Raw genomic sequence first — 23,360 nt, 5'->3', positions numbered from 1 at the left:
GCAGGTCGAGCGAGGCGGGGTCGGCCGGCAGCCCGGGTTGGGGGGAAGAGGAAGGGGCTTCGGGCATGGCTGGCTTGCGGGCAAGCACGGCATGCTAGCGGCGGCTGTTTGCCACTTCCGGTAATTCTGGTGCGGACGCAAAAAAGCCCTGGCAAGGGCCAGGGCTCGAGCAGGGCGGGCCGGCGGCGGCCGGTGCCGCTTACAGGCCGGCAGCAGCGCGCAGCAATGCGGCCTTGTCGGTGCGTTCCCAGGTGAATTCGGGCTCTTCGCGGCCGAAGTGGCCGTAGGCCGCGGTCTTTTCGTAGATCGGGCGGCGCAGGTCCAGCATCTGGATGATGCCCTTGGGACGCAGGTCGAAGTGTTCGTTGACCAGCGCTGCAATGCGCTCGTCGGAGATCACGCCCGTGCCTTCGGTGTAGACCGTGATGTTGATGGGGCGTGCCACGCCGATGGCGTACGAGACCTGGATCTGGGCCTGGCGGGCCAGCCCGGCGGCCACGATGTTTTTGGCCACGTAGCGTGCCGCGTAGGCTGCGGAACGGTCGACCTTGGTCGGATCCTTGCCGCTGAATGCGCCGCCGCCATGGGGGCAGGCGCCGCCGTAGGTGTCGACGATGATCTTGCGGCCCGTCAGGCCGGCGTCGCCTTGCGGTCCGCCGATGACGAAGCGGCCCGTGGGGTTGATCAGGAAACGGGTTTCCTGCAGCCATTCGGCAGGCAGCACCGGCTTGATGATCTCCTCGATCACCGATTCGATGAAGCTGGCCTTCATCTTGGTCGGCGTTTCGGACTGGTCGGGGTGATGCTGGGTCGACAGCACCACGGTGTCGATGCTGTGCGGCTTGCCGTCGACGTAGCGCATCGTCACCTGGCTCTTGGCGTCGGGACGCAGGAAGGGCAGGCGGCCGTCCTTGCGCAGTTGGGCCTGGCGTTCGACGATGCGGTGTGCGTAGTAGATGGGCGCGGGCATCAGCTCGGGCGTCTCGTCGCAGGCATAACCGAACATCAGGCCCTGGTCGCCGGCGCCGGTGTTGAGTTCGTCGTCGCTGGCCGCGTCCACGCCCTGCTTGATATCCTGGCTCTGCTTGTCGTAGGCCACCAGCACCGCGCAGCCCTTGTAGTCGATGCCGTAGTCGGTGTTGTCGTAGCCGATGCGCTTGATGGTGTCTCGCGCCACCTGGATATAGTCCACGTTGGCGCCGGTCGTGATCTCGCCGGCGAGGACCACCAGGCCGGTATTGCACAGCGTTTCGGCTGCGACACGGCTGTTGGGATCCTGCTGGTAAATCGCGTCGAGAATAGCGTCGGAGATCTGATCTGCGACTTTGTCGGGATGTCCCTCGGAAACGGACTCCGAAGTGAAGAGGAAATCGCTCGCCATTTGAATAAACTCCTAGTCTTGCTGGCCTGGGCGTTGGCCGGCAGCACAAAGAGCTGACTGAGGCGAACGCTTTAGCGGTGTAGGTTTAACGTCGCCCCGCAAGTTGCTCAGGTTAACTCGGCGACACGGATATTCTAGCGCTGATCGTCAGCCGCGTTTTTTTGCCCATTTATGAATACCCTGTTTGAAGTGTTGTCGCGTTTGCCCCTGTGGGCCGTTCACGGCATGGGCTGGCTCTGTGGCTGGATCACCCTGGCCGCCTCGCCCAAATACCGTTACCAGTTCCTGAACAACGCCCGTCTGGCGGGTTATGGCTTCTGGCAGGTGGTCGCTGCCGTGGGGCAGTCCGGCAAGATGCTGCTGGAACTGCCCCGCCTGTGGCGTGGCCGGCCCGTGCGGGTGCGCTGGACGGGCGTGGAGCTCATCGAGCAGGCGCATCGCGACGGCGCGGGCATCCTGTTCCTCACGCCCCACCTGGGCTGTTTCGAGATCACGGCGCAGAATTTCGGCCGGGTCTACGCGGCCGAGCACGGCCCCATCACGGTGCTCTATCGCCCGTCGCGCAAGCAGTGGCTGCGCGATCTGGTGGACAACGCGCGTCAGCGGCCCGGCGAACTCGAGGCCGTGCCCACCACGCTGGCCGGCGTCAAGCAACTCATCAAGGCGCTGCGCAAGGGCGAAGCCGTGGGCCTGCTGCCGGATCAGGTTCCTCCCGAGGGCATGGGCGTGTGGCAGCCGTTTTTCGGCAAGCCGGCCTACACGATGACGCTGTCGGCCCGCCTGGCTCAGGTGCCCGGCACGCGTGTGCTGCTGGCCTGGGGCGAGCGTCTGTCGTGGGGCCGCGGCTTCTGCGTGCATGTGCATGCTTTCGAGCAGATGCTGGGCGGCGAACGGCTGGACGACGACATCGCCGTGGCCGCCGGCCAGATCAACCGCGCCATGGAAGCGCTGATCCGCCAGCGTCCGCAGCAGTACATGTGGGGCTACGAACGCTACAAGAAGCCGCGCCGGCTGTAGATCCATGAAAGGCGCCCAGGCACCGCGCCTGGGGGACAATAGCGTCGGTTTTTTCGAACGACACCTCCGTTTTTCGCTCCTATTTATTCTGTTTGCTGCATGGCCACACGTCTGCTGATCGTTTTTCTCCGTGCGCTGGGCTGTCTGCCCCTGTCGTGGATTCGTGGCTTCGGCTGGCTGGTGGGGCGGGTGCTGTTCCTGTTCCTGGCCAAGCGGCGGCACATCGTGCGCACCAATCTGCGCCTGTGTTTTCCCGAGAAAGGCGAAGCCGAGCGCGAAGCCCTGGCCAAAGACGTGTTCGTCAAGTTCTGCCAGTCGTCGCTGGATCGGGGCTGGCTGTGGCATGCCTCGCCGCGCACGCTCGAAAAGCGCCTCAAGTTCTCGGGTGACGTCGCAGCCCTCAAGCCCACCACGCCGCAGCAGCCGACCATCGCCTTCTGTCCGCACTTCTTCGGCCTGGATGCAGGCGCCGTGGCGTTGTCGCTTTGGATTCCGCGCGACTACATCACCATCTACGCACGCCAGCTCGATTCGGTCGCCGACGAGTGGATCAAGGCCGGGCGGCTGCGTTTCGGCAGCGTCAAGATGCTGGCGCGGGACGAGGGCGTCAAACCGGTGGTGAGCCTGTTGCGCAAGGGCGGTTTTCTGTATCTGCTGCCCGACATGGACTTTGGTCGCAGCGAGTCGCTGTTCGTGCCGTTCTTCGGCGTGCCGACGGCCACCGTGCCGTCCCTGCCGCGTTTTGCACGCCTGGGCAGGGCGCAGGTGGTGTCGCTCATCGCGCGGCTCACGCCCACCGGTTACGACATCCACATCTCGCCGGTCTGGAGCGACTATCCCACCGACGATGCCGAGGCGGACACGCGGCTGATGAACGAGCGGCTCGAGGCCGAGATCCGCAAGACACCGTCGCAGTACTACTGGGTGCACAAACGCTTCAAGACCCGCCCGGAGGGCGACGCCGGTTTCTATTGACCGGTGGACGGCCGTCCGGCCGACGGGCCGGCCGTCCGATCGCCGCGAAGCGCCCCGCCCGGGGGGCAGGCGCAGCGCGATGCGCGTGCGTTTCAGCTCGGGTCGGTGCGTTGCTCGGTGGTGTTGTCCGGTGCGGCGCTGTCGTCGGTGGCCGCGACATCCTGCCCGTCATCCGCATCCGCATCCGCATCCGCATCCGCAGCTTCGGCATCTTCCGGCTCCTGCCCGGCGGCATCGGCCGCGGCTTGGGCGGCCTCCTGGCTTTCCTGGGTCCACTCGTGGGTCCATTGCCACAGCAGCAGCGCGGCATCGTCGACGCCTTGCTTTTTCATGGCCGAGAACAGCTTGGCTTCGCCGCCACCGGCCTGCAGGCGGGCGATGGACAGGGCCTTGGTGGCCTCGGCGCGCGTGAGTTTGTCGGACTTGGTCAGCAGGATGAGGAACTTCAGGCCTTCCTCGACGCGAGGGCGTATCGCTTCGAGCAGCAGTTCGTCGAGCTCGGTCAGGCCCAGGCGCGGATCGCACATCAGCACCACGCCGCGCAGGTTCTCGCGCGTCATCAGGTAGTTGGCCATGACACGCTGCCAGCGGATCTTGGCTTCCTTGGGCACGGCTGCGTAGCCATAGCCGGGAAGATCGGCCAGCACGGCGTCGGTGATGCCCTGCTTGCCCAGCGAGAACAGGTTGATGTGCTGTGTGCGCCCGGGTTTCTTGGACGCGAAGGCCAGGCGATTCTGCTGGGTGAGCGTGTTGATCGCGGTCGATTTGCCGGCATTCGAGCGTCCGACGAAAGCGATCTCGGGGTACTCGTGCGGCGGCAGGAATTCGAGTTGCGGCGCCGTCGTCAGGAAACGGGCCGTGTGCATCCAGCCCATGGCCGCCACCTTCTCGGGATTGTGGGTGGACTTGGCGTAGAGATGCTGCTTGCCGTGGGCGGTGGAGGGAGTCTTGGTCATGAATGCCTTGTTTGGACCCTGTATTTTAGAAGAGGGGGCCCAGCCGTTGGTTTTTTGCGCCCGCCACATGCCTTCCGGTCCACGACGTGGCAGACTCGACGGCCTGGCATTCATCTTGCATCGATCGGTTTGCCCTGGGGCAGGCCGCCGTGCGACGCACCGGCCATACGGCTTGTGCCGGTCCCCGATCGCCGTTCCATTTTTTCTTTCATGTCCGTTCTTTCCCAGGGCCTGCAGCCGCGCCGGGGACCGCCCGCCTGGCGCGTGGCGGTCGAGCTGTGCTCGTCCATGCGTTTTGCCATTGCGCTGCTGACGCTCATCTGCATCGCCGCCGTGATCGGGACGGTGCTGCCCCAGGGGCAGTCCCCGGTCAGCTACATCGATCGCTTCGGTCCGTTCTGGGCCCCGCTTTTCGACGCTGCAGGGTTGTATGCGGTCTACAGCGCCTGGTGGTTTTTGGCGGTGCTGGCCTTGCTGGTCGCCAGCACCAGCCTGTGCATCTATCGCACTGCGCCGCGCCTGCTGGCGGACTGGCGTTCCTTCAAGCACGACATTCGCATCCAGAGTCTCCGGTCCTTTGGCCAGCAGACCACCGCAGAGTCCGGACAGCACCCGGGCGCTCAGGCGCAGGCGCTGGCCCAGGCCCTGAGCGCCCGGGGCTGGCGGGTCCGTACCCGGGAGCGAGACTTGCCGTCCGTGCAAACCGGTGCACCGGTGTCCGCCGGATCGGGTTCCGGCTGGCTGGTCGCTGCACAGAAGGGCGGCGCCCGCAAACTGGGTTATGTGGCCACGCACGGTGCCATCGTGCTGATTTGCGTGGGAGGTCTGTTCGACGGCGATCTGGCCGTGCGGGCCGCGATGGCGTTCAAGGGCGTTTCGGCCTATGGGGGCGGCGGTCTGGTCGCGGAGGTGCCTGCCACCCATCGCCTGTCCGAATCGACGCCCAGCTTCCGCGGCACGATCGCCGTGGCCGAGGGCACGCAGTCCAGCACGGCCCTGCTCAACCGGCCCGATGGCGTCGTGCTGCAGCCTTTGCCGTTTGCGATCGAACTGCGCCGATTCATCGTGGACTACTACCCCACCGGTATGCCGAAGCTGTTCGCCAGCGAGGTGGTTTTCCACGACCGCGCCACCGGTGAACAACGGGCCGAACGCATCGAGGTCAACCATCCGGCCGCCTGGCGCGGGGTGCAGGTCTTCCAGTCGAGTTTCGAGGACGGCGGATCGGCCCTGGCGTTGCGGGCCCAGCCGCTCGATCGCGCCCGTGACGGCTTCGATATCGCCGCGACCGTCGGCATCCAGCAGCCGTTTCCGCATGCGAAGCCGGATTCGAATACGGAGGCGGCCGGCGGCAACGGGGTTCCCGCTGCCCCGCCGCCGTGGACGCTCGAAGTCACCGGCTTGCGGGTCATGAACGTGGAGCCCGTCGTTCCCCAGCCGCAACCGCCCTCGGGCGGCAGAAACGACCCGGCCGGCCGGGCCGACGGCGATGGCCCGGTCGACGTGCGGGCCGTCGACACCTCGCGGCTGGGCGGCCTCGGCCTGCCGCTGGGTGCGGCCGCCCGGCCGGATGCGGCACAGCGCATGCGCAACATCGGTCCGAGCGTGGCCTACCGGCTGCGCGATGCGGAAGGCCAGGCCCGCGACTACATCAGCTACATGCAGCCGGTCGACCTGGGCGACGGCCAGCAGGTCTACCTGCAGGGCGTGCGTCCTCCCGACGGCAGCGACTTCGTCTACCTGCGCCTGCCGGCCGATGTGCTGCCGCCGGTGCCCCCGGGGGCCGTCGATGGACTGCGCGACCCCGGGCCCCGGCCTGAATGGCCCGATGGCCAGCAGGATTTCTGGCGGCTCTGGCAGGCCCTGGGCGATCCGGCATTGCGCCGGGCTGCCGTGTCGCGTTACGCACAGCAGGCCGCAGCGGAACGCGGCGGCGCGGCCGTGCATGAACTCGAGGCTTCGGCTGCCCGTGTCCTGGCGGTGTTCGCCGGCGAGCAGGGCAGGCCCGAGCCGTTCGCGCCGGCCTCCGGCATCGGGTCCGGTGGCGGCCTGCAGGCGGTCTCCGCGCTGATCGAGCGGCAGGTGCCCATGGCCCAGAGGGCCCAGGCCACCCCGTTGCTGGTGCGCATGCTGCAAGGCGTGCTCTACCAGTTGCTGCAGGTCGCCCGGCAGGCCGATGGCGCTGCGGCAGCCCCGCCGGGCGAAGGCGGCGCGGCGGGGCCGCAGGCCGTCGACACCTATCTGCGGCTCGCCGTGCTGGCCCTCAACGACGCCATGCTGTATCCCGCGCCCGCCGTGCTGACGCTGCAATCGTTCGAGCCGGTGCAGGCGAGCATCTTCCAGGTGACGCGCACGCCCGGCCGCGGCCTGGTCTACCTCGGTTGCCTGTTGCTGGTCGCCGGTATTTTTGCCATGCTGTACGTGCGAGATCGCAGGCTGTGGGCGTGGGTGGTGCCCGGAGCCGAAGGCGGCAGCCGGGTCACCCTGGCCTACGCGGCCAACCGGCGTTCGTTCGAATCCGACCGGGAGTTTGAGGCGCTGGTGCCCGAGCTTCTCGGACCGCCGCGCGGAGCCGTCCACCCTGCGACATGAAGGGCAGGCCCGCAGCCAGCCCCTTTTTCGACTTGATCCCCGACCCATGAGCACTCCTCGCACTTCGCCTCTGTCTTCTCTGCCTGCGGCCCGGCCGGGCCGGCGGGCGTGGCTGTCGCACCGCAATCCGGTCGACTGGCTGTACGCCGCCGGGCTGGCCGTGGGGGCGCTGGTGGCCCTGTGGCGTCAGGGGGCAGCCATGGACGGTTATGAAACCGCCATCCTGCTGGGCACCGTGCCTGCGCTGGTGGCGCTCGCCAGGCACTGGCGCCCGCTGCAGGCGTTGACGGCCGTGGCCGGCCTGCTGGCGCTGAGTGCCATCGCCTTGTATCAGGGCGATCTGGCACGCGGCGAGCAGGTGGCCTGGCTGCGGCTGGCGCTGTCCAGCCAGTCGGCCATTCTGTGGATGGCGCTGCTGTTCGGCCTGAGCACGGTCTGCTATTGGCTGGCCCTGTTCATGCGCGGCGGCGCGGCGCAGTCCACGGCGGTCTCGCTGGCCTGGGGCGGGGTGCTCATGGCGCTGACGGGCACCCTGGTGCGTTGGTATGAAAGCCATCTGCTCGGCCCCGACATCGGTCACATTCCGGTGAGCAATCTGTATGAAGTGTTTGTGCTGTTCGCGTGGGTGACCACGCTGATGCAGCTCTACTACGGGGCACGACACCATGCCGTGCGTGCGCTGGGCGCTTTTGTGATGCTGATCGTGTGCGCGGCCGTGGCTTTTCTGCTCTGGTATGCGGTGGCGCGCCAGGCCTACGAGATCCAGCCCCTGGTGCCGGCGCTCGACAGCTGGTGGATGAAGCTGCATGTGCCCGCGAACTTCGTGGGTTACGGCACCTTTGCGCTGGCGGCCATGGTGGCGCTGGCCTACCTGCTCAGCCAGCGCTGGCCCGCCAGTGCGCTGGCGCGTGCCTTGCCGCCATCGTCGGTGCTCGACGAGGTGATGTACAAGGCGATTTCGCTCGGCTTTGCGTTTTTCACCGTGGCCACCATCCTGGGTGCGCTGTGGGCCGCCGAAGCCTGGGGCGGCTACTGGAGCTGGGACCCCAAGGAGACCTGGGCCCTCATCGTCTGGCTCAACTACGCCGCCTGGCTGCACATGCGCCTGGTCAAGGGCCTGCGCGGCACGTTCGCCGCCTGGTGGGCGCTGGTGGGCCTGGCCGTCACCACCTTTGCTTTCATCGGCGTGAACCTGTTCCTGAGCGGGCTGCACAGCTACGGCGAACTCTAGGGCGAGAGAATGCCTGACACCCGGGCAGGCATCTTTTGGCTGGACAACGGAATTCCGGCGCGCAGAATGCATCTGAATGCCATCGGGATCCGTAACTGAAACCATGCCCGCGCGGTCGCAGCGCTGCCTTGCGGTCTTTCGGTGATCCGATCCTCATCCGATTCCAGGAGTCCCCCGCCATGATCATCCGTCCCGGTTCCTCGCCTCTGGTGCCCGTGCGTGAAAAAGAAGCCGATGTCACGCCGCAGGCCGTCTACGAAAGCCGGCGCCAGTGGCTGGCCTGGATGGCCACCGGGGCTGCCGGCGTGGCCATGGCCAGCTGGGCCGGCCGCGAGGCGATGGCCGCCGAGACCGCCGGGCTGGCGCCGCTCAAGGGGGCGCGGTCGGCGGTACCCGGTGCGCTGGCCATGGACAAGCCCACGGCCTACAAGGACGCCACCACCTACAACAACTTCTACGAATTCGGCACCGACAAGAGCGATCCGGCGGTCAATGCGCATACCCTGGTGACCAGTCCCTGGAAGGTCAAGGTCGAAGGGCTGGTCAACAAGCCCGGCGAATACGCGCTCGAAGACCTGCTCAAGCTCAGCCCGATGGAAGAGCGCATCTACCGCCTGCGTTGCGTCGAAGGCTGGTCCATGGTCATTCCCTGGGTGGGCTACTCCTTGTCCGCGCTCATCCGCAAGGTCGAACCGCAGGGCAGCGCCAAGTACATCGAGTTCCTGACCCTGGCCGATCCCAAGACCATGCCTTACATCCGCTCGCGGGTGTTGCAGTGGCCCTATGCCGAAGGCCTGCGCATGGATGAAGCCATGCATCCCCTGACTCTGCTGACGTTCGGTATGTACGGCGAAGTCCTGCCCAATCAGAACGGGGCGCCCGTGCGCCTGGTCGTGCCGTGGAAATACGGCTTCAAGAGCGCCAAGAGCATCGTGACCCTGCGCTTCACCGAGCAGCAGCCCGGCACCGCCTGGAACAAGGCCGCGGCCAACGAATACGGTTTCTATTCCAACGTGAATCCCGAAGTGCCTCATCCGCGCTGGAGCCAGGCCACCGAACGCCGGATCGGCGAGGACGGGCTGTTCGCGCGGCGCCGTCCCACTCTGCTGTTCAACGGCTATGCAGACCAGGTGAGCCAGCTCTACGCCGGCATGGATCTGCGCAAGAACTACTGAGCGCCGGACGCAGGCGGCCTGCGGCGTGCGGCGTGCGCTTGCGGGCCGGGCTGCATTGCCAGCGGACCGGCTGCCCCGCCCGGTGCTCCCTTCGCGTATCAGCAGGAGACGATACATGCCTTCTTCCACACCCGCCTCGCCGCCCTCGGACCGGCCGGGCGGCGTTCGCAGTCCCGTTGCCGGTCATGACGACCGAGGCGCAGCGGCCGGTTCCCGTGCGCCCGCGCGAGGCGGCTGGCGATCCCGGCTCAAGCATCCCGCTGCCAAGCCGCTGCTGTTCGCGTTGTGCCTGATTCCGTTCGCTCAACTGCTGCTCGGCGCCCTGACCCAGAACCTCGGGGCCAATCCGGCGGAAGCCCTGATCCGCGGCACGGGCGACTGGACCTTGCGTTTCATCTGCATCGGCCTGGCCATCACCCCGTTGCGGGTGACCGGCAAGACCCCCGAACTGGCGAGGTTCCGCCGCATGGTGGGCCTCTTCACTTTTTTCTATGCGGTGCTTCACCTGTCGGCCTATGCCTGGCTCGACGGCGGGCTCGATCTCGGTTTCATCGTCTCCGACATCGTGCAGCGCCCCTTCATCCTGGTGGGGTTCGCGGCCGTGGTGGGGCTGAGCCTGCTCGCCGCCACCTCGTTCAACCGCGCCATACGCTGGCTGGGCGGCCGCCGCTGGCAGGGGTTGCATCGGCTCGTCTATGCCATCGCCTTGTTGGGCCTGCTGCATTTTTTCTGGATGCGCGCCGGCAAGAACGACTTCAACGAGGTCGCCCTCTATGGCGCCATCATCGCGCTGCTGCTGGGTTGGCGTGCCGTTCGGGCATTGCGCGGCCGTGCTTGAGTGAATTGTCCCCGTCCTGGCTGGACAAGGTTGTGGACAACTTGGGGCAAGCCCCGTATGGCCGACGCATGTCTTTGATTTCAAAAGGAAATCGTTTCCGTGCCTGAAAAAGTGGCAGACATCTGCCGTCTGCCGGCGTGAGGCCGCCTCCTGCCGGGTTGGGCAAGGTCGGCCCGACGTGCGCCATGCCTCATGGATGCCGAGGGTCCGCCGCGATGGGGGATGTTGGTTTTTTGCATCGGAAAACCGGCGGCTCCACGTGTTTTGTAAATTTTTATGAATCTCCGTTTTGGTAGTCATTATCATTAACGAAAGAGATTGAGGTTCGTCCTCATTCTCGAAAAGCCAGCCAGATTCATCACAACTACAAGCTGTCATCCCGACGTTCGCCTCCGGTTTCCCTCGAGGACCGGTGTACGCGTGCGCCTTGCCGTGCCTGTTGTGTCCGCTTCCAGCCAGCGACGACACCCGTTTTCATCAACAGGCTCCTGGAGCATCGCATGGCGTACATCAAAAATCGCAAACATCCCATTGCGCGCAGCAACCCCGTCGCACAGACCTTGGCCACGGCCAAGGCAGCCACCGTCCTCACGGGATTGGCCCTGACGCTGCCGCTGCACGCACAGACCAGCACCTCGGGCGCTGCGCCCACGCTGCCCCAGGTCAATGTGCGGGGTGAAGCCTCGAGCGACTACAAGGCCGACAGCGCCGGTTCGCCCAAGTTCACCCAGCCCCTGGTCGACACCACCCAGTCGATTTCGGTCATCAAGGAACAGATCATGCGCGAGCAGGGCGCCACCACCCTGACCGAAGCGCTGCGCAACGTGCCCGGCGTCAGCACGTTCTTCGTCGGTGAAAACGGCAACTCGAACACCGGCGATGCCGTCTACATGCGCGGTTTCGACAGTTCCAGCAGCATCTTCGTGGACGGTGTGCGCGATCTCGGTTCGATCTCCCGCGATGTCTTCAATACCGAACAGATCGATGTGATCAAGGGCCCGTCGGGCAGCGATTTCGGCCGCAGCGCGCCCACCGGTTCGATCAACATGGTGACCAAACAACCCCGGCTGGACGACAGCTTCGATGCCAGCCTGGGCCTGGGCAGCGGCAGCTACAAACGTTCGACCGTGGACTGGAACAAGAAGCTCGAAGGCTTCGACGGCGCCGCTTTCCGCCTGAACGCCATGGTGCAGGACGCCGGCGTGCCCGGACGCGACCATGTCAAGAACGACCGCTGGGGCATCGCCCCCTCGCTGGCTTTGGGACTGGGCACCGACAACCGTGCCTTCATCGACCTGCTGCATGTGAAGCAGAAGAACACGCCCGACGGCGGTGTCTTCACCCTCGGCCTGCCCGGCTACACCTCACCCGATCCGGCCCGCCCCTACCTGGGCACGGCGCCTGCGGTCAACAGCAAGAACTACTACGGCACGGCCTCGGATCGCGACGATGTGACGGCGGACATGGCCACGCTGCGCCTGGAGCACGATTTCTCGGCCGACACCACGGTGCGCAACACCACCCGCTGGGGCCGCAGCAAGCAGGACTATCTGCTGACGGCACCTTTTGCCAGCAGCGCCTTCTTCATCGCGCCGGCCGGCAGCGATCCGTCGACCTGGCGCATCCGCCGCCTGCTCAACACGAAGGACGTGCGCAACGAGATCCTGACCAACCAGACCAACTTCACGACACGGCTCGAAACCGCAGGCCTGCGCCATGACCTGAGCACGGGCGTCGAGCTCACCCGTGAAAAGCAGACCAACTGGTTGTTCGCCACCCTGAACGCGCCCGAAGCCAACGTCTACAACCCCGACAGCAGCGTCACCATCGCGCCCTACGATCGTTCCGGCGCCTACAACGAAGGGCAGACCACCACCTATGCCATCTATGCCTTCGACACGCTGCACCTGAACTCGCAATGGCAGCTCAATGCCGGCTTGCGCTACGAGCACTACCGTACCGAGTACGACAGCTTCCCGGCCACCGGCGCGACCACGGCGCCCACGTTCCTCAAGAAGTCCGACAACCTGCTGAACTACAAGGTCGGCGTGCTTTACAAGCCCCTGCCCAACGGCAGCGTGTACGTCAACTACGCCCTGTCGCAACAGCCCCCGGGCGGCAACAACTTCCAGCTGGCCGCTGCCGGCTCGGGCACCAGCGCCAACCGCACCGATTTCAATCCGCAGAAGGCCAAGAGCACCGAACTGGGCACGAAGTGGGAGCTGATGGACAAGAAGCTGCTGCTGAGCGCCGCGCTGTTCCGCACCGAGATCGAAAACGAAGTGGTCAACGACACCGCCAACGGCGGCGGTATCAGTCAGGACGGCAAGAAGCGCGTACAGGGCCTGGAGCTCGGCGCCGTCGGCCAGATCACGCCGGCCTGGTCCGTCAGCGCAGGCTTCACGGTGCAGAATGCCAAGGTCGAAAAAGGCGCGAGCCTGGCGGCCGACGGTGGCAGCGAGCTGACCTACACCCCCAAGACGGCTGCCACGTTGTGGTCGACCTACCAGTTGCCTTACAACCTGACGCTGGGCGGCGGTGCCCGTTACTCGGGCGGCCTCAAGCGCGGCACCGACGGCGCCATCGGCACCCCGAGCTACACCGAGTCCTACTGGGTCTTCGATGCCATGGCGGGTTACAAGGTCAGCAAGAACGTCAACCTGCAGTTCAACGTGTACAACCTGTTCGACAAGGACTACGTGGCCGCGATCAACAAGAGCGGTTACCGTTACCTGCCGGGCGTCGAGCGTTCGTACCGCCTGGTGGCCAATGTCAGCTTCTAAGGCCTGAGGCCTGAGGCTTCACGCGAGGCGATGTCCCGGAGCCAGTTGGCATCCGGCACCTTCGGGTGCCGGGCCGGCTGGTTTTTTTCGCAGGTGAAAGGATGACCCCATCATGATGCTGCATCTCGAACAGGTCCTGCCGCCCGAGCAGGTCGCCGCGATGCGGGCGCAGCTCGATGCCGCCGACTGGACGGACGGCCGCGCGACGGTCGGCCCGCAGGGCGCGCGCGTCAAACGCAACGAGCAACTGCCCGAACACTCGCCGCTGGCGCGGCAACTGGGGGAGGGGGTGCTGGCGGCACTGTCGCGCCATCCACGGTACTTTTCCGCGGCACTGCCGCGTCGCACCGTGCCGCCGCTCTTCAACTGCTATCGCGGCGGCGGCGAATACGGCTTTCATGTCGACGGCGCCGTGCGCCAGATGCCCGGTGCCGCCGACTACCTGCGCACCGACCTGTCGGCCACGCTGTTCCTGTGCGAGCCCGAGGAATACGAGGGCGGTGAACTCATCGTCAGCGACACCTACGGCGAGCACGAGGTCAAGCTGCCGGCCGGCGACATGATCCTGTATCCGTCGAGCAGCCTGCATCGCGTCACGCCGGTGACCCGGGGTGCGCGGATCTGCTCCTTCTTCTGGATCCAGAGCCTGGTGCGCGACGACGCACGCCGCGCCACGCTGTACGAACTCGACCAGGTCATCATGCGCCTGCGTGCCCGCGGCGAAGACGCCGAGACGCTGGCCCTGGCCAATCACTATCACAACCTGCTGCGCATGTGGGCAGACGCCTGACCCAAGCCGGGCATGCCCGGTGCGCGGCCGGACTCAGGCGCGCAGGTGCAGGTCGCCTTCGCTGTAGGTCACGCCCAGCGGCTCGATCACGACCTGCTTGGGGCCGCTCTCGACCGTGCCCGCCACCCAGGCCTCGACACCGGCCTGCCGGGCGATGGCCGCCACTTGCTCGGCCTGCTCGGCCGCCACGAACAGCGCAAAGCCGGCGCCCATGTTGAGGCTGCCGTAGGCTTCGACATCGTCGATGGCGGCGTGCTGCTGAACGAACGCCAGCACCGGCGGCACCGGCGGCACCGTGTGGAAACGGTAGGTGAGGGCGGCCGGATGGCGCATGATCTTGCGCCAGCCGTGGCCGGTGATGTTGGCACAGTAGTGCGGCACGATGCCGGCGGCAAACAGGGCCTCGGTCACGGGCACGTACAGGATGGTCGGGTCGAGCAGGGCTTCGCCGTAGAGGCGGCCGTCGCCGATCGGTGTGGCATAGCCCTGGGGCAGGCGCTCCACCAGCTTGCGCGCCAGGCTCACGCCGTTGGCGTGGATGCCGCTCGAGGCCAGCAGCACGATGGCGTCGCCTGCCTGCAGCTTGTCGCCCAGCGTCAGCCGGTCGCGCGAGGGGATCACGCCCACGGACGAAGCGGCCAGGTCGATGCGGCCGGCTTCCACCACGCCTGCCAGCGCCGGCGTCTCGCCGCCGCCCCAGCTCACCTTGCACGTGTCGCAGGCCCGTTGCCAGCCTTGCACCAGATCGTGCATGCGGTCGGCATCGTCGAACCATTCGCTGCCGCCGGCAGACCAGTAGGCGTGCACGGACAGCGGCGTGGCGCCGACCGTGATCAGGTCGTTGACCGCCATGGCGATGGTGTCCTGGGCGATGCTGTCGTAGTGGGTCTTGCCGGTCAGGGGACGCACCGCATCGGCCAGCAGGGCCTTGGTTCCCAGGCATTCGGTGATCGATGCGATCAGCGTGCCGCCGATGTCCATCACATAGGCCGATTCGCCGCGGGTGGCTGCGATCTCGGAGACCTGGTGGTGCGCCAGATTGCCCGAAGTGTCGCGGGCCGCCTTCTGGGCCAGCAGTTTGAGCGGGTCGATCTTGCTGTAGTCCACGCCGGCGGCGGTGTAGTCAAGGGGAGTCGTTGTCATCAAAAGGCTCTGGGAGATCGCTAAACAGGAAAAACGGACGGCGCGCGCCCGATAGAATGCCCGGATTCTAGTGGAGTGGTCCTGGAGGACCGATCGCCCCGGCTTGTTCCTGGCCTGTTGTTTTCCTGCCCTGATGTTTTCCAACCGTGTTCCGACCATCAACGCACGTGTGTCCGCAGAGGCCGGGGCCTGCGCGGGCGCCTGGGCCGGCCGTGGCCGGCTGAGCGCATGACGAACTCGCCGTTCCCCCCCTCGTTGCCCGGCATGCGGCAACTGGCGCTCGACATCGGCCTGCATCCGGTGCCGACCCTCGACAACTTCTTTGCCGGCCCCAACACCGAGGCCCTGGACCACTTGCGCCGCGCCACCGGCAACATGCTGCGCTTGCCCGTTCCCACCTACCTGTGGGGCGAGGAGGCCAGCGGCAAGACCCATCTGCTCAAGGCCGTGCGCGTGGCCATCCAGGAACAGATGGGCAGCCCGGTGGGCGTGGGCTGGCTCGATGCCGACACCGTCGACATCCCCATCTACGACGAACGCTGGCGCGTGGTGCTGCTCGACGACACCCATCTCTACACCCCCGAGCAGCAGCAGACCGCTTTCAACTGGTTCATCAACGCCCAGACCTACCATTGCTGGGTACTGGCCTCGGGCCGCCTGCCGCCTGCCGATCTCAAGTCCAAGGTGCGCGAAGACCTGCGCACCCGGCTGGGCTGGGGGCACATCTTCCAGCTCCACGTGCTCAGCGAAGCCGAACGGCGCACCGTGCTGCGCCAGGAGGCGGGCGCCCGCGGCATCGTGCTGACCGAAGACGTGGTCGACTTCATGCTCACCCGCTTTTCGCGCGACCTGGGCTCGCTGTCCCAGTTTCTCGACCATCTCGACGGCTATTCGCTGGTCGAGAAACGCGCCATCACCATTCCGCTCATCAAGTCGATGCTGTCCTCGACTTGAGTCCTACCCTGCCTGAACCCGCCATGCGCCTCGCCCTTTTCGATCTCGACCACACGCTGATTCCGCTCGATTCCGACCATGCGTGGGGGCAATACACGGTTCGGATCGGCTGGCGCGATGCGGAAGTGTTTGCTGCACGCAACAACGATTTTTATCAGCAGTACAAGGACGGCACGCTCGACATCCATGCCTACGTGCGTTTTGCCACCGAGGCCGTCCGCGAGCGTGGCCGGCAAGCCGCCGAAGCCGCCCGCGAAGGCTTCATGCGCGACGTCATCGAGCCGGCACTGCTGCCGCAGGCCCGCGAACTGCTCCGGCACCACCAGGATGCGGGCGACCGCGTCGTCATCGTCACCGCCACCAACGAGTTCGTGACACGCCCCATCGCCACCGCCCTGGGCGTGGACGAACTCATCGGCATCCGCCTGGCCCGGGGCCCGGGTGCGGACGACTGGATCAGCGGCGAGATCGAGGGTGTGCCCTCGTTCCGCGAGGGCAAGATCGCCCGCGTGCAGGAGTGGCTGGCCCAGCAGAACCTGAGCTGGGAATCGGTCGAGCACAGCGTGTTCTATTCGGATTCCCTCAACGACCTGGCACTGCTCGAACGTGTGCACGAACCGGTCGCCACCAACCCCGATGACCGCCTGCGTGCACTGGCTTTGGCCAGAGGGTGGACAATACGGGACTTGTTTGCCTGAACCAGTGCTTTTGGTGCGCAGCGAAAAAAAGCTCGAATGACTCACTTTTTTGTATAGATGGGTCCCGGTTTTTTCTCACTGCGCACGAAAAATGGTCTGAAGTCCTACGTCTCGAACATCCCTGCGCACGCTCGCTCCGTGCCGCCGGGATGCGGGCCGATGGCTGTGTGACGGACCCGCTGGCCAGGCTTTTTTTAGCCTTTCCTGGATCAGCATGATCAAAAAATTCCTCAATCGCATCCTGGGCAAGGATGCCCAAGCCGGGCGTCCCGCCGTCGATACGCGTTTCGGCAAGCGCCGTGAAGTCGGCCCGGCCGAGCACGGCATCGATGCCAGCCTGGTCGACGAGCGAGCCGTGCGCGTGGTGCGCGACCTCAAGGCCGCCGGCTACGAGGCCTACATCGTGGGCGGTGCCGTGCGCGACTTGCTGCTGGGCCTGCGGCCCAAGGATTTCGACGTCGCCACCAACGCCACGCCCGAGCAGGTCAAGGCCTGTTCGCGCCGGGCCTTCATCATCGGCCGGCGTTTCCGCATCGTGCACGTCGTCTTCGGACGCGGCCGGCAAGACCGCGGCCTGAGCGAAGTCATCGAAGTCACGACCTTCCGAGCCTTCCTGGACAACACGGCGGCCGAGCAGGTCAGCGGCAACGAGAAGACCTCCAAGGCCGCGCTGGCCAACATGCAGCATGCGGTCGATGCCAGCGGGCGCGTGCTGCGCGACAACGTCTGGGGCAGCCAGCAGGAAGACGCGGCACGTCGCGACTTCACCATCAATGCCATGTACTACGACCCCGAGACGCAAGTCGTGGTCGACTACCACGGCGGCATCGAGGACGCGCGCAAGCGCCTGATCCGCATGATCGGCGATCCGGCCACCCGCTACCGCGAAGATCCGGTGCGCATCATCCGCGCCATCCGCTTTGCCGCCAAGCTGGCCAAGCTGGGTTTCACCTTCGAGCGCAAGACGCTCGAGCCCCTGCCGGCCATGAAGGCGCTGCTGGCCGACGTGCCGCAGTCCCGCCTGTTCGATGAAATGCTCAAGCTGTTGCAGACCGGCCACGCGCTGGCCAGCGTCGAGCAGTTGCAGAACCTGGGCATGGCCCGTGGCATCTACCCCCTGCTCGACGTGGTGGTGGAGCGTGCTGCCCAGCCCTTCGTGCAGGCCGCGCTGGCCGACACCGACCGTCGCGTCGGCGAGGGCAAGCCCGTGGCACCCAGTTTCCTGCTGGCCTGTGTGCTGTGGGCCGACGTGCGCGACGGCTGGGCGCGCCGGCAGGCTCAGCGGCAACCGTCGTTTCCCGCCTTGCAGGATGCCATCGACGATGCATTCGATTCACGCATCGGCGATGTCTCGGGCCGTGGCAAGCTGGGCACCGACATGCGCGAAATCTGGCTCATGCAGCCGCGCTTCGATCGCCGCACCGGGAACGCCCCGTTTTCGCTGGTGCAGCAACCGCGGTTCCGCGCGGGCTTCGACTTCCTGCGCCTGCGGGGTCACACCGGAGAGATCCCGGCCGAACTGGCCAACTGGTGGGAAGAATTCAGCCTGGCCTCCGACGATCGCCGCGAGGACATGATCCAGGGCGTGCGCCAGTCGCAGCAACAACCGGCCAAGAACGCCGCCAAGCCGCGTCGCGCCAAGGGCCCCAGCAAGACCTACACCGTGGCGCCGGGCGCGACCTCGGCCACCCAGGGCGCGCTGGTGCCTGCCGAGCAGGACCTCGATGCCGAGGCCGGTGCCTGGGATGACGACGGCGTCGACGACGGCCCGCTGATCGGCAAGGATGCGGCTTTCGGGATCACCGAAGGCGATGCGGCCGCGCCCAAGAAACGCCGCCGCCGCCGCAAGCCCGCCGCCAAACGGGTGTCCGAGGGCGGCGAGCCGTCCCAATCCCCGGCTCCCGCACCGGCTGCCCCCAGTCACGAAGGCGTCTGAGGAGACTTCGGGACATGGCCTCGCGTCAGCCCGTGCGGGCTTACATCGCCCTGGGCGCCAACCTGGGCGATGCCGCCGACACCCTGAGCGAGGCGCTCCACGCGCTGGCCGCCTGTGCCGGCGTCGACCGCGTGCGCGCATCGTCTTTCTATCGCACGGCACCGGTCGACTGCGTCGGACCCGATTACGTCAACGCCGTCGCCCACATCGACACCACGCTCGATGCCATGGCCTTGCTGGCGCTTCTGCAGGCCCTGGAACAGGCTGCGGGCCGGCAGCGGCCCTACCGCAACGCGCCGCGCACACTGGACCTCGACGTGCTGCTCTATGGCAGCGCGTGCATCGTTTCGCCCCACCTGACCGTGCCGCATCCGCGCATGGCGCAGCGCGCCTTCGTGCTGGTGCCGCTGGCCGAGCTGTCGCCCGGTCTGGTGCGCCCCGAGCAGCTCCTGGCCGTGGCCGATCAGCCCATCGAACGTCTGCCGCTGCCGCACCGATCCGACGGTTTGCCGCCGCCCTGAGGCTCGCGCGGCGACGGGCTTGCCTGGCCGCCGAATGGCCGTGCCGGCTCAGCCAAGCACAACTGCAGGCTCCTTGGCAACTGGCTTGTGCACTCCGGGTTCACCCGGAGTCCTTTTTGCGGCTTCAAACGCGTCAGGCTTACACTCGCGCCTGTCATCAAAAAGTCATAGAGCGGATGTAGGGGCTGGTGTGTCCGTCCAGCCCCGCATACGCCGCCATAGGAGCCCCCTCATGTTGTTTGGCAAACTGTTGCCGCGCGAAGGCAATTTCTTCGAACTGTTCAACCAGCACGCGAACCATCTGGTCGCCGCCGCCGAGGCGTTTGAACAACTGGTCGCCGGATACGGCGACGAAAACGACCGCGAACGTGCGGCCAAGGCCATCGACGATGCCGAGCATGCCGCCGACCGCGTCACGCACGAGGTCAACCGCCTGCTGCACCAGACCTTCATCACCCCGATCGACCGCGAGCAGATCCATGCGCTCATCAACACCATGGACGACGTCGCCGACCTGATCCAGGACGCCGCCGAAACGCTCTCGCTCTACGACGTGCGCAGCATGACGGACGACATCAAGCGCCTGAGCGATCTCAACCTCAAGTGCTGCGGCCGCGTGCGCCACGTGGTGTCCCTGCTGGGCAAGATCAGCGATTCCGCAACGTCGCAGGCCGCGCTCAAGACCTGCGAGGAAATCGACATCATCGAATCCGATGCCGACCGCATCATGCGCAACGCCATGAGCCGCCTGTTCCGCGAGGAAAAGGACGTGCGCGAGCTCATCAAGCTCAAGGCCATCTACGAACTGCTCGAATCCGTCTCGGACAGCTGCGAGGACGTGGCCAACGTCATCGAAGGCATCGTGCTGGAAAACGCGTAAGCGCCACTCAAGGACTCACGCGCCATGTCTGCTGTAGAAATCAGCCTCTGGGTGGTCGTCATGCTGGTGGCCATCGCCATCATCTTCGACTTCATGAACGGGTTTCATGATGCCGCCAACTCCATCGCCACCGTGGTCTCCACGGGGGTGCTCAAGCCGCAGCACGCCGTGCTGTTCGCGGCTTTCTTCAACTTCATCGCCATCTTCGTCTTCCACCTCAGTGTGGCGGCGATGATCGGCAAGGGGATCGTCGATCCCGGGGTGATCGATCACCACATCGTGTTCGGCGCACTCGTCGGCGCCGTGGTGTGGAACTTCATCACGTGGTACTACGGCATCCCCAGCAGCAGCTCGCATGCGCTGATCGGCGGCATCGTGGGGGCCACCATCGCCAAGGCCGGCGTCAGCGCGCTGATCGCGGGCGGCATCCTCAAGACCGTGTTGTTCATCTTCGTCTCGCCCCTGCTGGGTTACCTGCTGGGCTCGCTGATGATGGTGATCGTGGCCTGGATCTTCCGGCGCACCACGCCCGGATCGGTCGACAAGTGGTTCCGCCGGCTGCAACTGGTCTCGGCCGGTGCCTACAGCCTGGGCCACGGCGGCAACGATGCACAGAAGACCATCGGCATCATCTGGATGCTGCTGATCGCCTCGGGCCACGTCGCGGCCACCGCGGCCGAGCCGCCGCTCTGGGTCATCGTGATCTGCTACTCCGCCATCGCCGCCGGCACCATGTTCGGAGGCTGGCGCATCGTCAAGACCATGGGGCAGAAGATCACCAAGCTCAAGCCCGTCGGCGGTTTCTGCGCCGAAAGCGGCGGAGCGATGACCTTGTTCTTCGCCACCGCGCTGGGCATTCCGGTCTCGACGACCCACACCATCACCGGGGCCATCGTGGGTGTCGGATCCACGCAACGTGCTTCGGCCGTGCGTTGGGGCGTCGCCGGCAACATCGTCTGGGCCTGGATCCTGACCATTCCGGCTGCGGCCTTCGTGGCCGCCATCTCCTACTGGGTCAGCCTGCAACTGTTCGCCTGAGCACCTCGCGCGGCGGGCCGCGCGAGCGGCCACGCCGCCTGGAAACGCCCCGCGCCTGTCTTTCTTCGAAGACCGGTGCGGGGCGTTTCCGTTTTCGGCCTGCGTTCAGTCCGGGCGCGTGGTGCCGCCGGCGCCCAGCACCCGGTCCATCAGCACGGTGTCGAGCCAGCGCTCGAATTTCCAGCCCGAATGGCGGATCAGGCCGCAGTCCTGGAAGCCCAGCGCACGGTGCAGGTGGATGGAGGCCAGGTTGTCGGTGCCGCCGATGACGGCCACCATCTTGCGGATGCCGCGTTGCTCGCACTGGGTGATGAGTTCGGTCAGCAGCAGCCGTCCGATGCCGCGCCGTACCGTGTCCTGCGCCAGGTAGATCGAGTGTTCGGCCATGTAGCGGTAGGCCGGACGGGGCTTGAACCAGTTCGCATAGGCATAACCGAGGATCCGGTCGCCCTCGGTGCACACCAGGTAGGGCAGCCCCTTGCCGAGCACGTCTGCACGGCGTTGCGCCATGTCGGCGACGCCGGGCGGGTCGAGTTCGAAAGTGGCCGTGCCATGCAGCACGTGGTGTTCGTAGATCGAGGTGATGGCCGCGAGATCTTCGTCGCGGCTGGGGCGGATGAGGGGCATGGAAGAGGGCGCTCGAGAAAAAACTGGTCTTGGCCAGGGGTCACGCTATAATGTAGGGCTTTTCAGCGTGTCGCTGGCCGGGTGGCCATGTTGCGTGTCTCAACGCTGGAAGACATCCACCCCACCCGAAGGATTTTCACCATGGTCGTTATCCGACTTTCCCGTGGCGGCGCCAAGGCTCGCCCGTTCTACACCATCGTCGTTGCCGACAAGCGCGTGCGTCGCGATGGCGCGTTCATCGAACGCCTGGGCTTCTACAACCCGTCCGCCCGTGGCGCCGAAGAGTCCCTGCGCCTGGCGCAAGACCGCCTGGCCTACTGGCGCGGCGTGGGCGCCCAAGTGTCGCCCACCGTCGAACGCCTGGCCAAGCAAAACGCCAAGGCCGTCGTGGCCGCCTAAGCCCTCCGGCTTTTGACTTCGACCGTTCGCGTCACGATGTTGCCATGCCTCGAATCCACCGAATTGCCGGTGGATGCCATCGAGGTCGGGCGCATCGCCGACGCCTGGGGCATCAAGGGCTGGTTCAAGGTCCTGCCCCACAGCGCCGATCCCGAGGCGCTTTTTTCTGCCAGACGCTGGTTTCTCCAGCCGGCCACCCAGGGAGCGCGTACCTTCGAGGGTACGGGCCTGCTGCGCCTGCGCGAAATCAAGGAGCATGCCGACACGCTGGTCGCCTGCGCCCATGACGTCCCCGACCGCAATGCCGCCGAAGCGCTCAAGGGCGCCCGCATCTTTGTGCCCCGCACCAGTTTTCCGACTGCGGCCGAAGGTGAGTATTACTGGGTCGATCTCATGGGCATGTCGGTTGTCAACCGCGAAGGCCATGGTTTCGGCATCGTGCGCGAACTGCTGTCCACCGGTCCGCAGACCGTGCTGGTCATCGAGTCCGAACCGGCTGGCGCCGAAGCCAAGCCCGTCGAGACCCTGATTCCGTTTGTCTCCGCTTTCATCGACGATGTCGATTTGCCCAGCCGCCGCATCACGGTCGACTGGCAGCCCGATTACTGACCGCGCGCACGGCCCGCGCTGAGCCATCGCCATGCGCTTCGACATCATCACGCTGTTTCCCGACATGTTTGCTCCGCTGCTGCAGCAGGGCATCACACGCCGCGCCTACGAGTCCGGCCTGGTCGAAGTGGCGCTGTGGAACCCGCGCGACTATGCCGAAGGCAACTACCGCCGCGTCGACGACCGGCCTTTCGGGGGCGGTCCCGGCATGGTCATGATGGCGCAGCCGCTCGAGGACAGCCTGCAGGCCATCCTCGAGGCCCGCGCGCTGGCCGCCTGTCCCGCCGGCGCCCCGGTGGTGCTGTTCTCGCCCACCGGCGAGGTGCTCACCCACACGGCCGTTGCGCAGTGGTCGTCCAGCAGCGGTGCCGTGCTGGTCTGCGGCCGCTACGAGGGCATCGACCAGCGCTTCATCGACCGCTACGTGACCCACCAGATCAGCCTGGGCGACTTCGTGCTCTCCGGGGGCGAGATCGCCGCCATGGCCTTGGTCGATGCCGTGGCGCGGCTGCAGCCCGGCGTGCTCAACGATGCCGGCAGTCACCAGTTCGACAGCTTCAACCCGGCCATCGACGGTCTGCTCGATTGCCCGCACTACACGCGCCCCGAGGTCTGGCAAGGGCAGGGTGTACCGCCCGTCCTGCTCTCGGGCCACCATGGCCAGATCGAGCGCTGGCGGCGGGAGCGGCAACTGGCGCTGTCGGCGCGTCTGCGCCCCGAACTGGTCGACGCGGCCCGTTCGGCCGGCCGTCTGGCCCGTGCCGACGAGAAATTCCTGAGCCAACTGGGCGACGATCCGGTCCGCTGAGCGACCGAC

At 66.3% G+C, this 23,360-nt stretch carries 21 protein-coding genes; 17 read left to right on the top strand and 4 right to left on the bottom strand.

The window, feature by feature from the left end:
- Nucleotides 1-199: 199 nt before the first annotated feature.
- Nucleotides 200-1,381 (bottom strand): methionine adenosyltransferase, encoded by a 1,182-nt coding sequence (gene metK, locus EC845_RS16040; RefSeq protein ID WP_123299121.1) that lies wholly within the window; start codon nucleotides 1,379-1,381, stop codon nucleotides 200-202.
- Nucleotides 1,382-1,552: 171 nt separating this feature from the next.
- Here metK and EC845_RS16035 point away from each other — a divergent pair, with 171 nt between their 5' ends.
- Together EC845_RS16035 and EC845_RS16030 are read left to right on the top strand one after the other, a co-directional pair.
- Nucleotides 1,553-2,398, top strand: a complete 846-nt coding sequence (locus EC845_RS16035) for a lysophospholipid acyltransferase family protein (protein ID WP_123299120.1) — start codon at nucleotides 1,553-1,555, stop codon at nucleotides 2,396-2,398.
- 99 nt (nucleotides 2,399-2,497) lie between these two features.
- On the top strand, nucleotides 2,498-3,373 hold the full coding sequence (locus EC845_RS16030) for a lysophospholipid acyltransferase family protein (protein WP_123299119.1): 876 nt from the start codon (nucleotides 2,498-2,500) through the stop codon (nucleotides 3,371-3,373).
- A gap of 92 nt (nucleotides 3,374-3,465) precedes the next feature.
- Here EC845_RS16030 and yihA read toward each other — a convergent pair whose 3' ends face one another.
- Nucleotides 3,466-4,248 carry a ribosome biogenesis GTP-binding protein YihA/YsxC gene (yihA, locus tag EC845_RS16025; RefSeq protein ID WP_199739826.1) on the bottom strand — a complete coding sequence of 261 codons (783 nt, stop codon included), beginning with the start codon at nucleotides 4,246-4,248 and terminating at the stop codon, nucleotides 3,466-3,468.
- A 291-nt stretch (nucleotides 4,249-4,539) separates the two neighbouring features.
- On the opposite strand from yihA, the gene EC845_RS16020 reads away from it, so the two are divergent.
- The 6 genes from EC845_RS16020 to EC845_RS15995 all read left to right on the top strand — a co-directional run bounded on the left by EC845_RS16020 (nucleotide 4,540) and on the right by EC845_RS15995 (nucleotide 13,738).
- Nucleotides 4,540-6,921 carry a cytochrome c biogenesis protein ResB gene (locus EC845_RS16020; protein WP_123299211.1) on the top strand — a complete coding sequence of 794 codons (2,382 nt, stop codon included), beginning with the start codon at nucleotides 4,540-4,542 and terminating at the stop codon, nucleotides 6,919-6,921.
- A gap of 46 nt (nucleotides 6,922-6,967) precedes the next feature.
- On the top strand, nucleotides 6,968-8,152 hold the full coding sequence (gene ccsB, locus EC845_RS16015; protein ID WP_123299117.1) for a c-type cytochrome biogenesis protein CcsB: 1,185 nt from the start codon (nucleotides 6,968-6,970) through the stop codon (nucleotides 8,150-8,152).
- A 179-nt stretch (nucleotides 8,153-8,331) separates the two neighbouring features.
- A complete protein-coding gene (gene msrP / locus EC845_RS16010) occupies nucleotides 8,332-9,327 on the top strand; it encodes a protein-methionine-sulfoxide reductase catalytic subunit MsrP (protein WP_123299116.1) in 996 nt (331 codons plus the stop codon).
- Between the two features lie 115 nt (nucleotides 9,328-9,442).
- On the top strand, nucleotides 9,443-10,165 hold the full coding sequence (locus EC845_RS16005; RefSeq protein ID WP_123299115.1) for a sulfite oxidase heme-binding subunit YedZ: 723 nt from the start codon (nucleotides 9,443-9,445) through the stop codon (nucleotides 10,163-10,165).
- Nucleotides 10,166-10,665: 500 nt separating this feature from the next.
- Complete coding sequence (locus EC845_RS16000) at nucleotides 10,666-12,948, top strand: catecholate siderophore receptor Fiu (RefSeq protein WP_123299114.1); 2,283 nt, start codon at nucleotides 10,666-10,668, stop codon at nucleotides 12,946-12,948.
- 112 nt (nucleotides 12,949-13,060) lie between these two features.
- A complete protein-coding gene (locus EC845_RS15995; RefSeq protein ID WP_123299113.1) occupies nucleotides 13,061-13,738 on the top strand; it encodes a Fe2+-dependent dioxygenase in 678 nt (225 codons plus the stop codon).
- A gap of 33 nt (nucleotides 13,739-13,771) precedes the next feature.
- On the opposite strand, the gene EC845_RS15990 is transcribed toward EC845_RS15995, so the two are convergent.
- On the bottom strand, nucleotides 13,772-14,881 hold the full coding sequence (locus EC845_RS15990) for an AIR synthase-related protein (protein WP_123299112.1): 1,110 nt from the start codon (nucleotides 14,879-14,881) through the stop codon (nucleotides 13,772-13,774).
- Between the two features lie 264 nt (nucleotides 14,882-15,145).
- Here EC845_RS15990 and hda point away from each other — a divergent pair, with 264 nt between their 5' ends.
- The 6 genes from hda (at nucleotide 15,146) to EC845_RS15960 (ending at nucleotide 20,908) form a co-directional block, all read left to right on the top strand.
- Nucleotides 15,146-15,835 (top strand): DnaA regulatory inactivator Hda, encoded by a 690-nt coding sequence (gene hda, locus EC845_RS15985; RefSeq protein WP_123299111.1) that lies wholly within the window; start codon nucleotides 15,146-15,148, stop codon nucleotides 15,833-15,835.
- Nucleotides 15,836-15,858: 23 nt separating this feature from the next.
- Nucleotides 15,859-16,533, top strand: a complete 675-nt coding sequence (locus EC845_RS15980; RefSeq protein ID WP_123299110.1) for an HAD family phosphatase — start codon at nucleotides 15,859-15,861, stop codon at nucleotides 16,531-16,533.
- A 214-nt stretch (nucleotides 16,534-16,747) separates the two neighbouring features.
- On the top strand, nucleotides 16,748-18,469 hold the full coding sequence (gene pcnB / locus EC845_RS15975) for a polynucleotide adenylyltransferase PcnB (protein ID WP_123299109.1): 1,722 nt from the start codon (nucleotides 16,748-16,750) through the stop codon (nucleotides 18,467-18,469).
- 14 nt (nucleotides 18,470-18,483) lie between these two features.
- Nucleotides 18,484-18,990, top strand: coding sequence for a 2-amino-4-hydroxy-6-hydroxymethyldihydropteridine diphosphokinase (folK, locus tag EC845_RS15970; protein WP_123299108.1), 507 nt, complete (start codon nucleotides 18,484-18,486; stop codon nucleotides 18,988-18,990).
- Between the two features lie 232 nt (nucleotides 18,991-19,222).
- Entirely contained in the window at nucleotides 19,223-19,870 is a 648-nt protein-coding gene (locus EC845_RS15965) for a DUF47 domain-containing protein (RefSeq protein WP_123299107.1), read from the top strand.
- A gap of 24 nt (nucleotides 19,871-19,894) precedes the next feature.
- Entirely contained in the window at nucleotides 19,895-20,908 is a 1,014-nt protein-coding gene (locus EC845_RS15960; RefSeq protein WP_123299106.1) for an inorganic phosphate transporter, read from the top strand.
- 105 nt (nucleotides 20,909-21,013) lie between these two features.
- Here the strand turns inward: EC845_RS15960 and EC845_RS15955 are convergent, their stop codons facing one another.
- The gene (locus tag EC845_RS15955) at nucleotides 21,014-21,535 is read right to left on the bottom strand and encodes a GNAT family N-acetyltransferase (protein WP_123299105.1); all 522 of its coding nucleotides are present in this window, start codon (nucleotides 21,533-21,535) and stop codon (nucleotides 21,014-21,016) included.
- Nucleotides 21,536-21,676: 141 nt separating this feature from the next.
- Between EC845_RS15955 and rpsP the strand changes: the two genes are divergently transcribed.
- From rpsP to trmD, 3 genes are read left to right on the top strand one after another with little or no spacing between them, the layout of a single operon-like run.
- The gene (gene rpsP / locus EC845_RS15950) at nucleotides 21,677-21,934 is read left to right on the top strand and encodes a 30S ribosomal protein S16 (protein ID WP_123299104.1); all 258 of its coding nucleotides are present in this window, start codon (nucleotides 21,677-21,679) and stop codon (nucleotides 21,932-21,934) included.
- Between the two features lie 36 nt (nucleotides 21,935-21,970).
- Nucleotides 21,971-22,543: a ribosome maturation factor RimM gene (rimM, locus tag EC845_RS15945; protein WP_123299103.1), complete on the top strand. Its 573-nt coding sequence runs from the start codon at nucleotides 21,971-21,973 to the stop codon at nucleotides 22,541-22,543.
- Between the two features lie 31 nt (nucleotides 22,544-22,574).
- The gene (gene trmD / locus EC845_RS15940; RefSeq protein ID WP_123299102.1) at nucleotides 22,575-23,351 is read left to right on the top strand and encodes a tRNA (guanosine(37)-N1)-methyltransferase TrmD; all 777 of its coding nucleotides are present in this window, start codon (nucleotides 22,575-22,577) and stop codon (nucleotides 23,349-23,351) included.
- The last annotated feature ends 9 nt before the right edge of the window (nucleotides 23,352-23,360 follow it).

The sequence above is a fragment of the Comamonas sp. BIGb0124 genome, from assembly GCF_003752175.1.
Classification (GTDB): Bacteria; Pseudomonadota; Gammaproteobacteria; order Burkholderiales; family Burkholderiaceae_C; genus Comamonas_F.
Note: the sequence above shows the minus strand (reverse complement) of the source record. Positions and strands in the feature narration are given on the sequence as shown.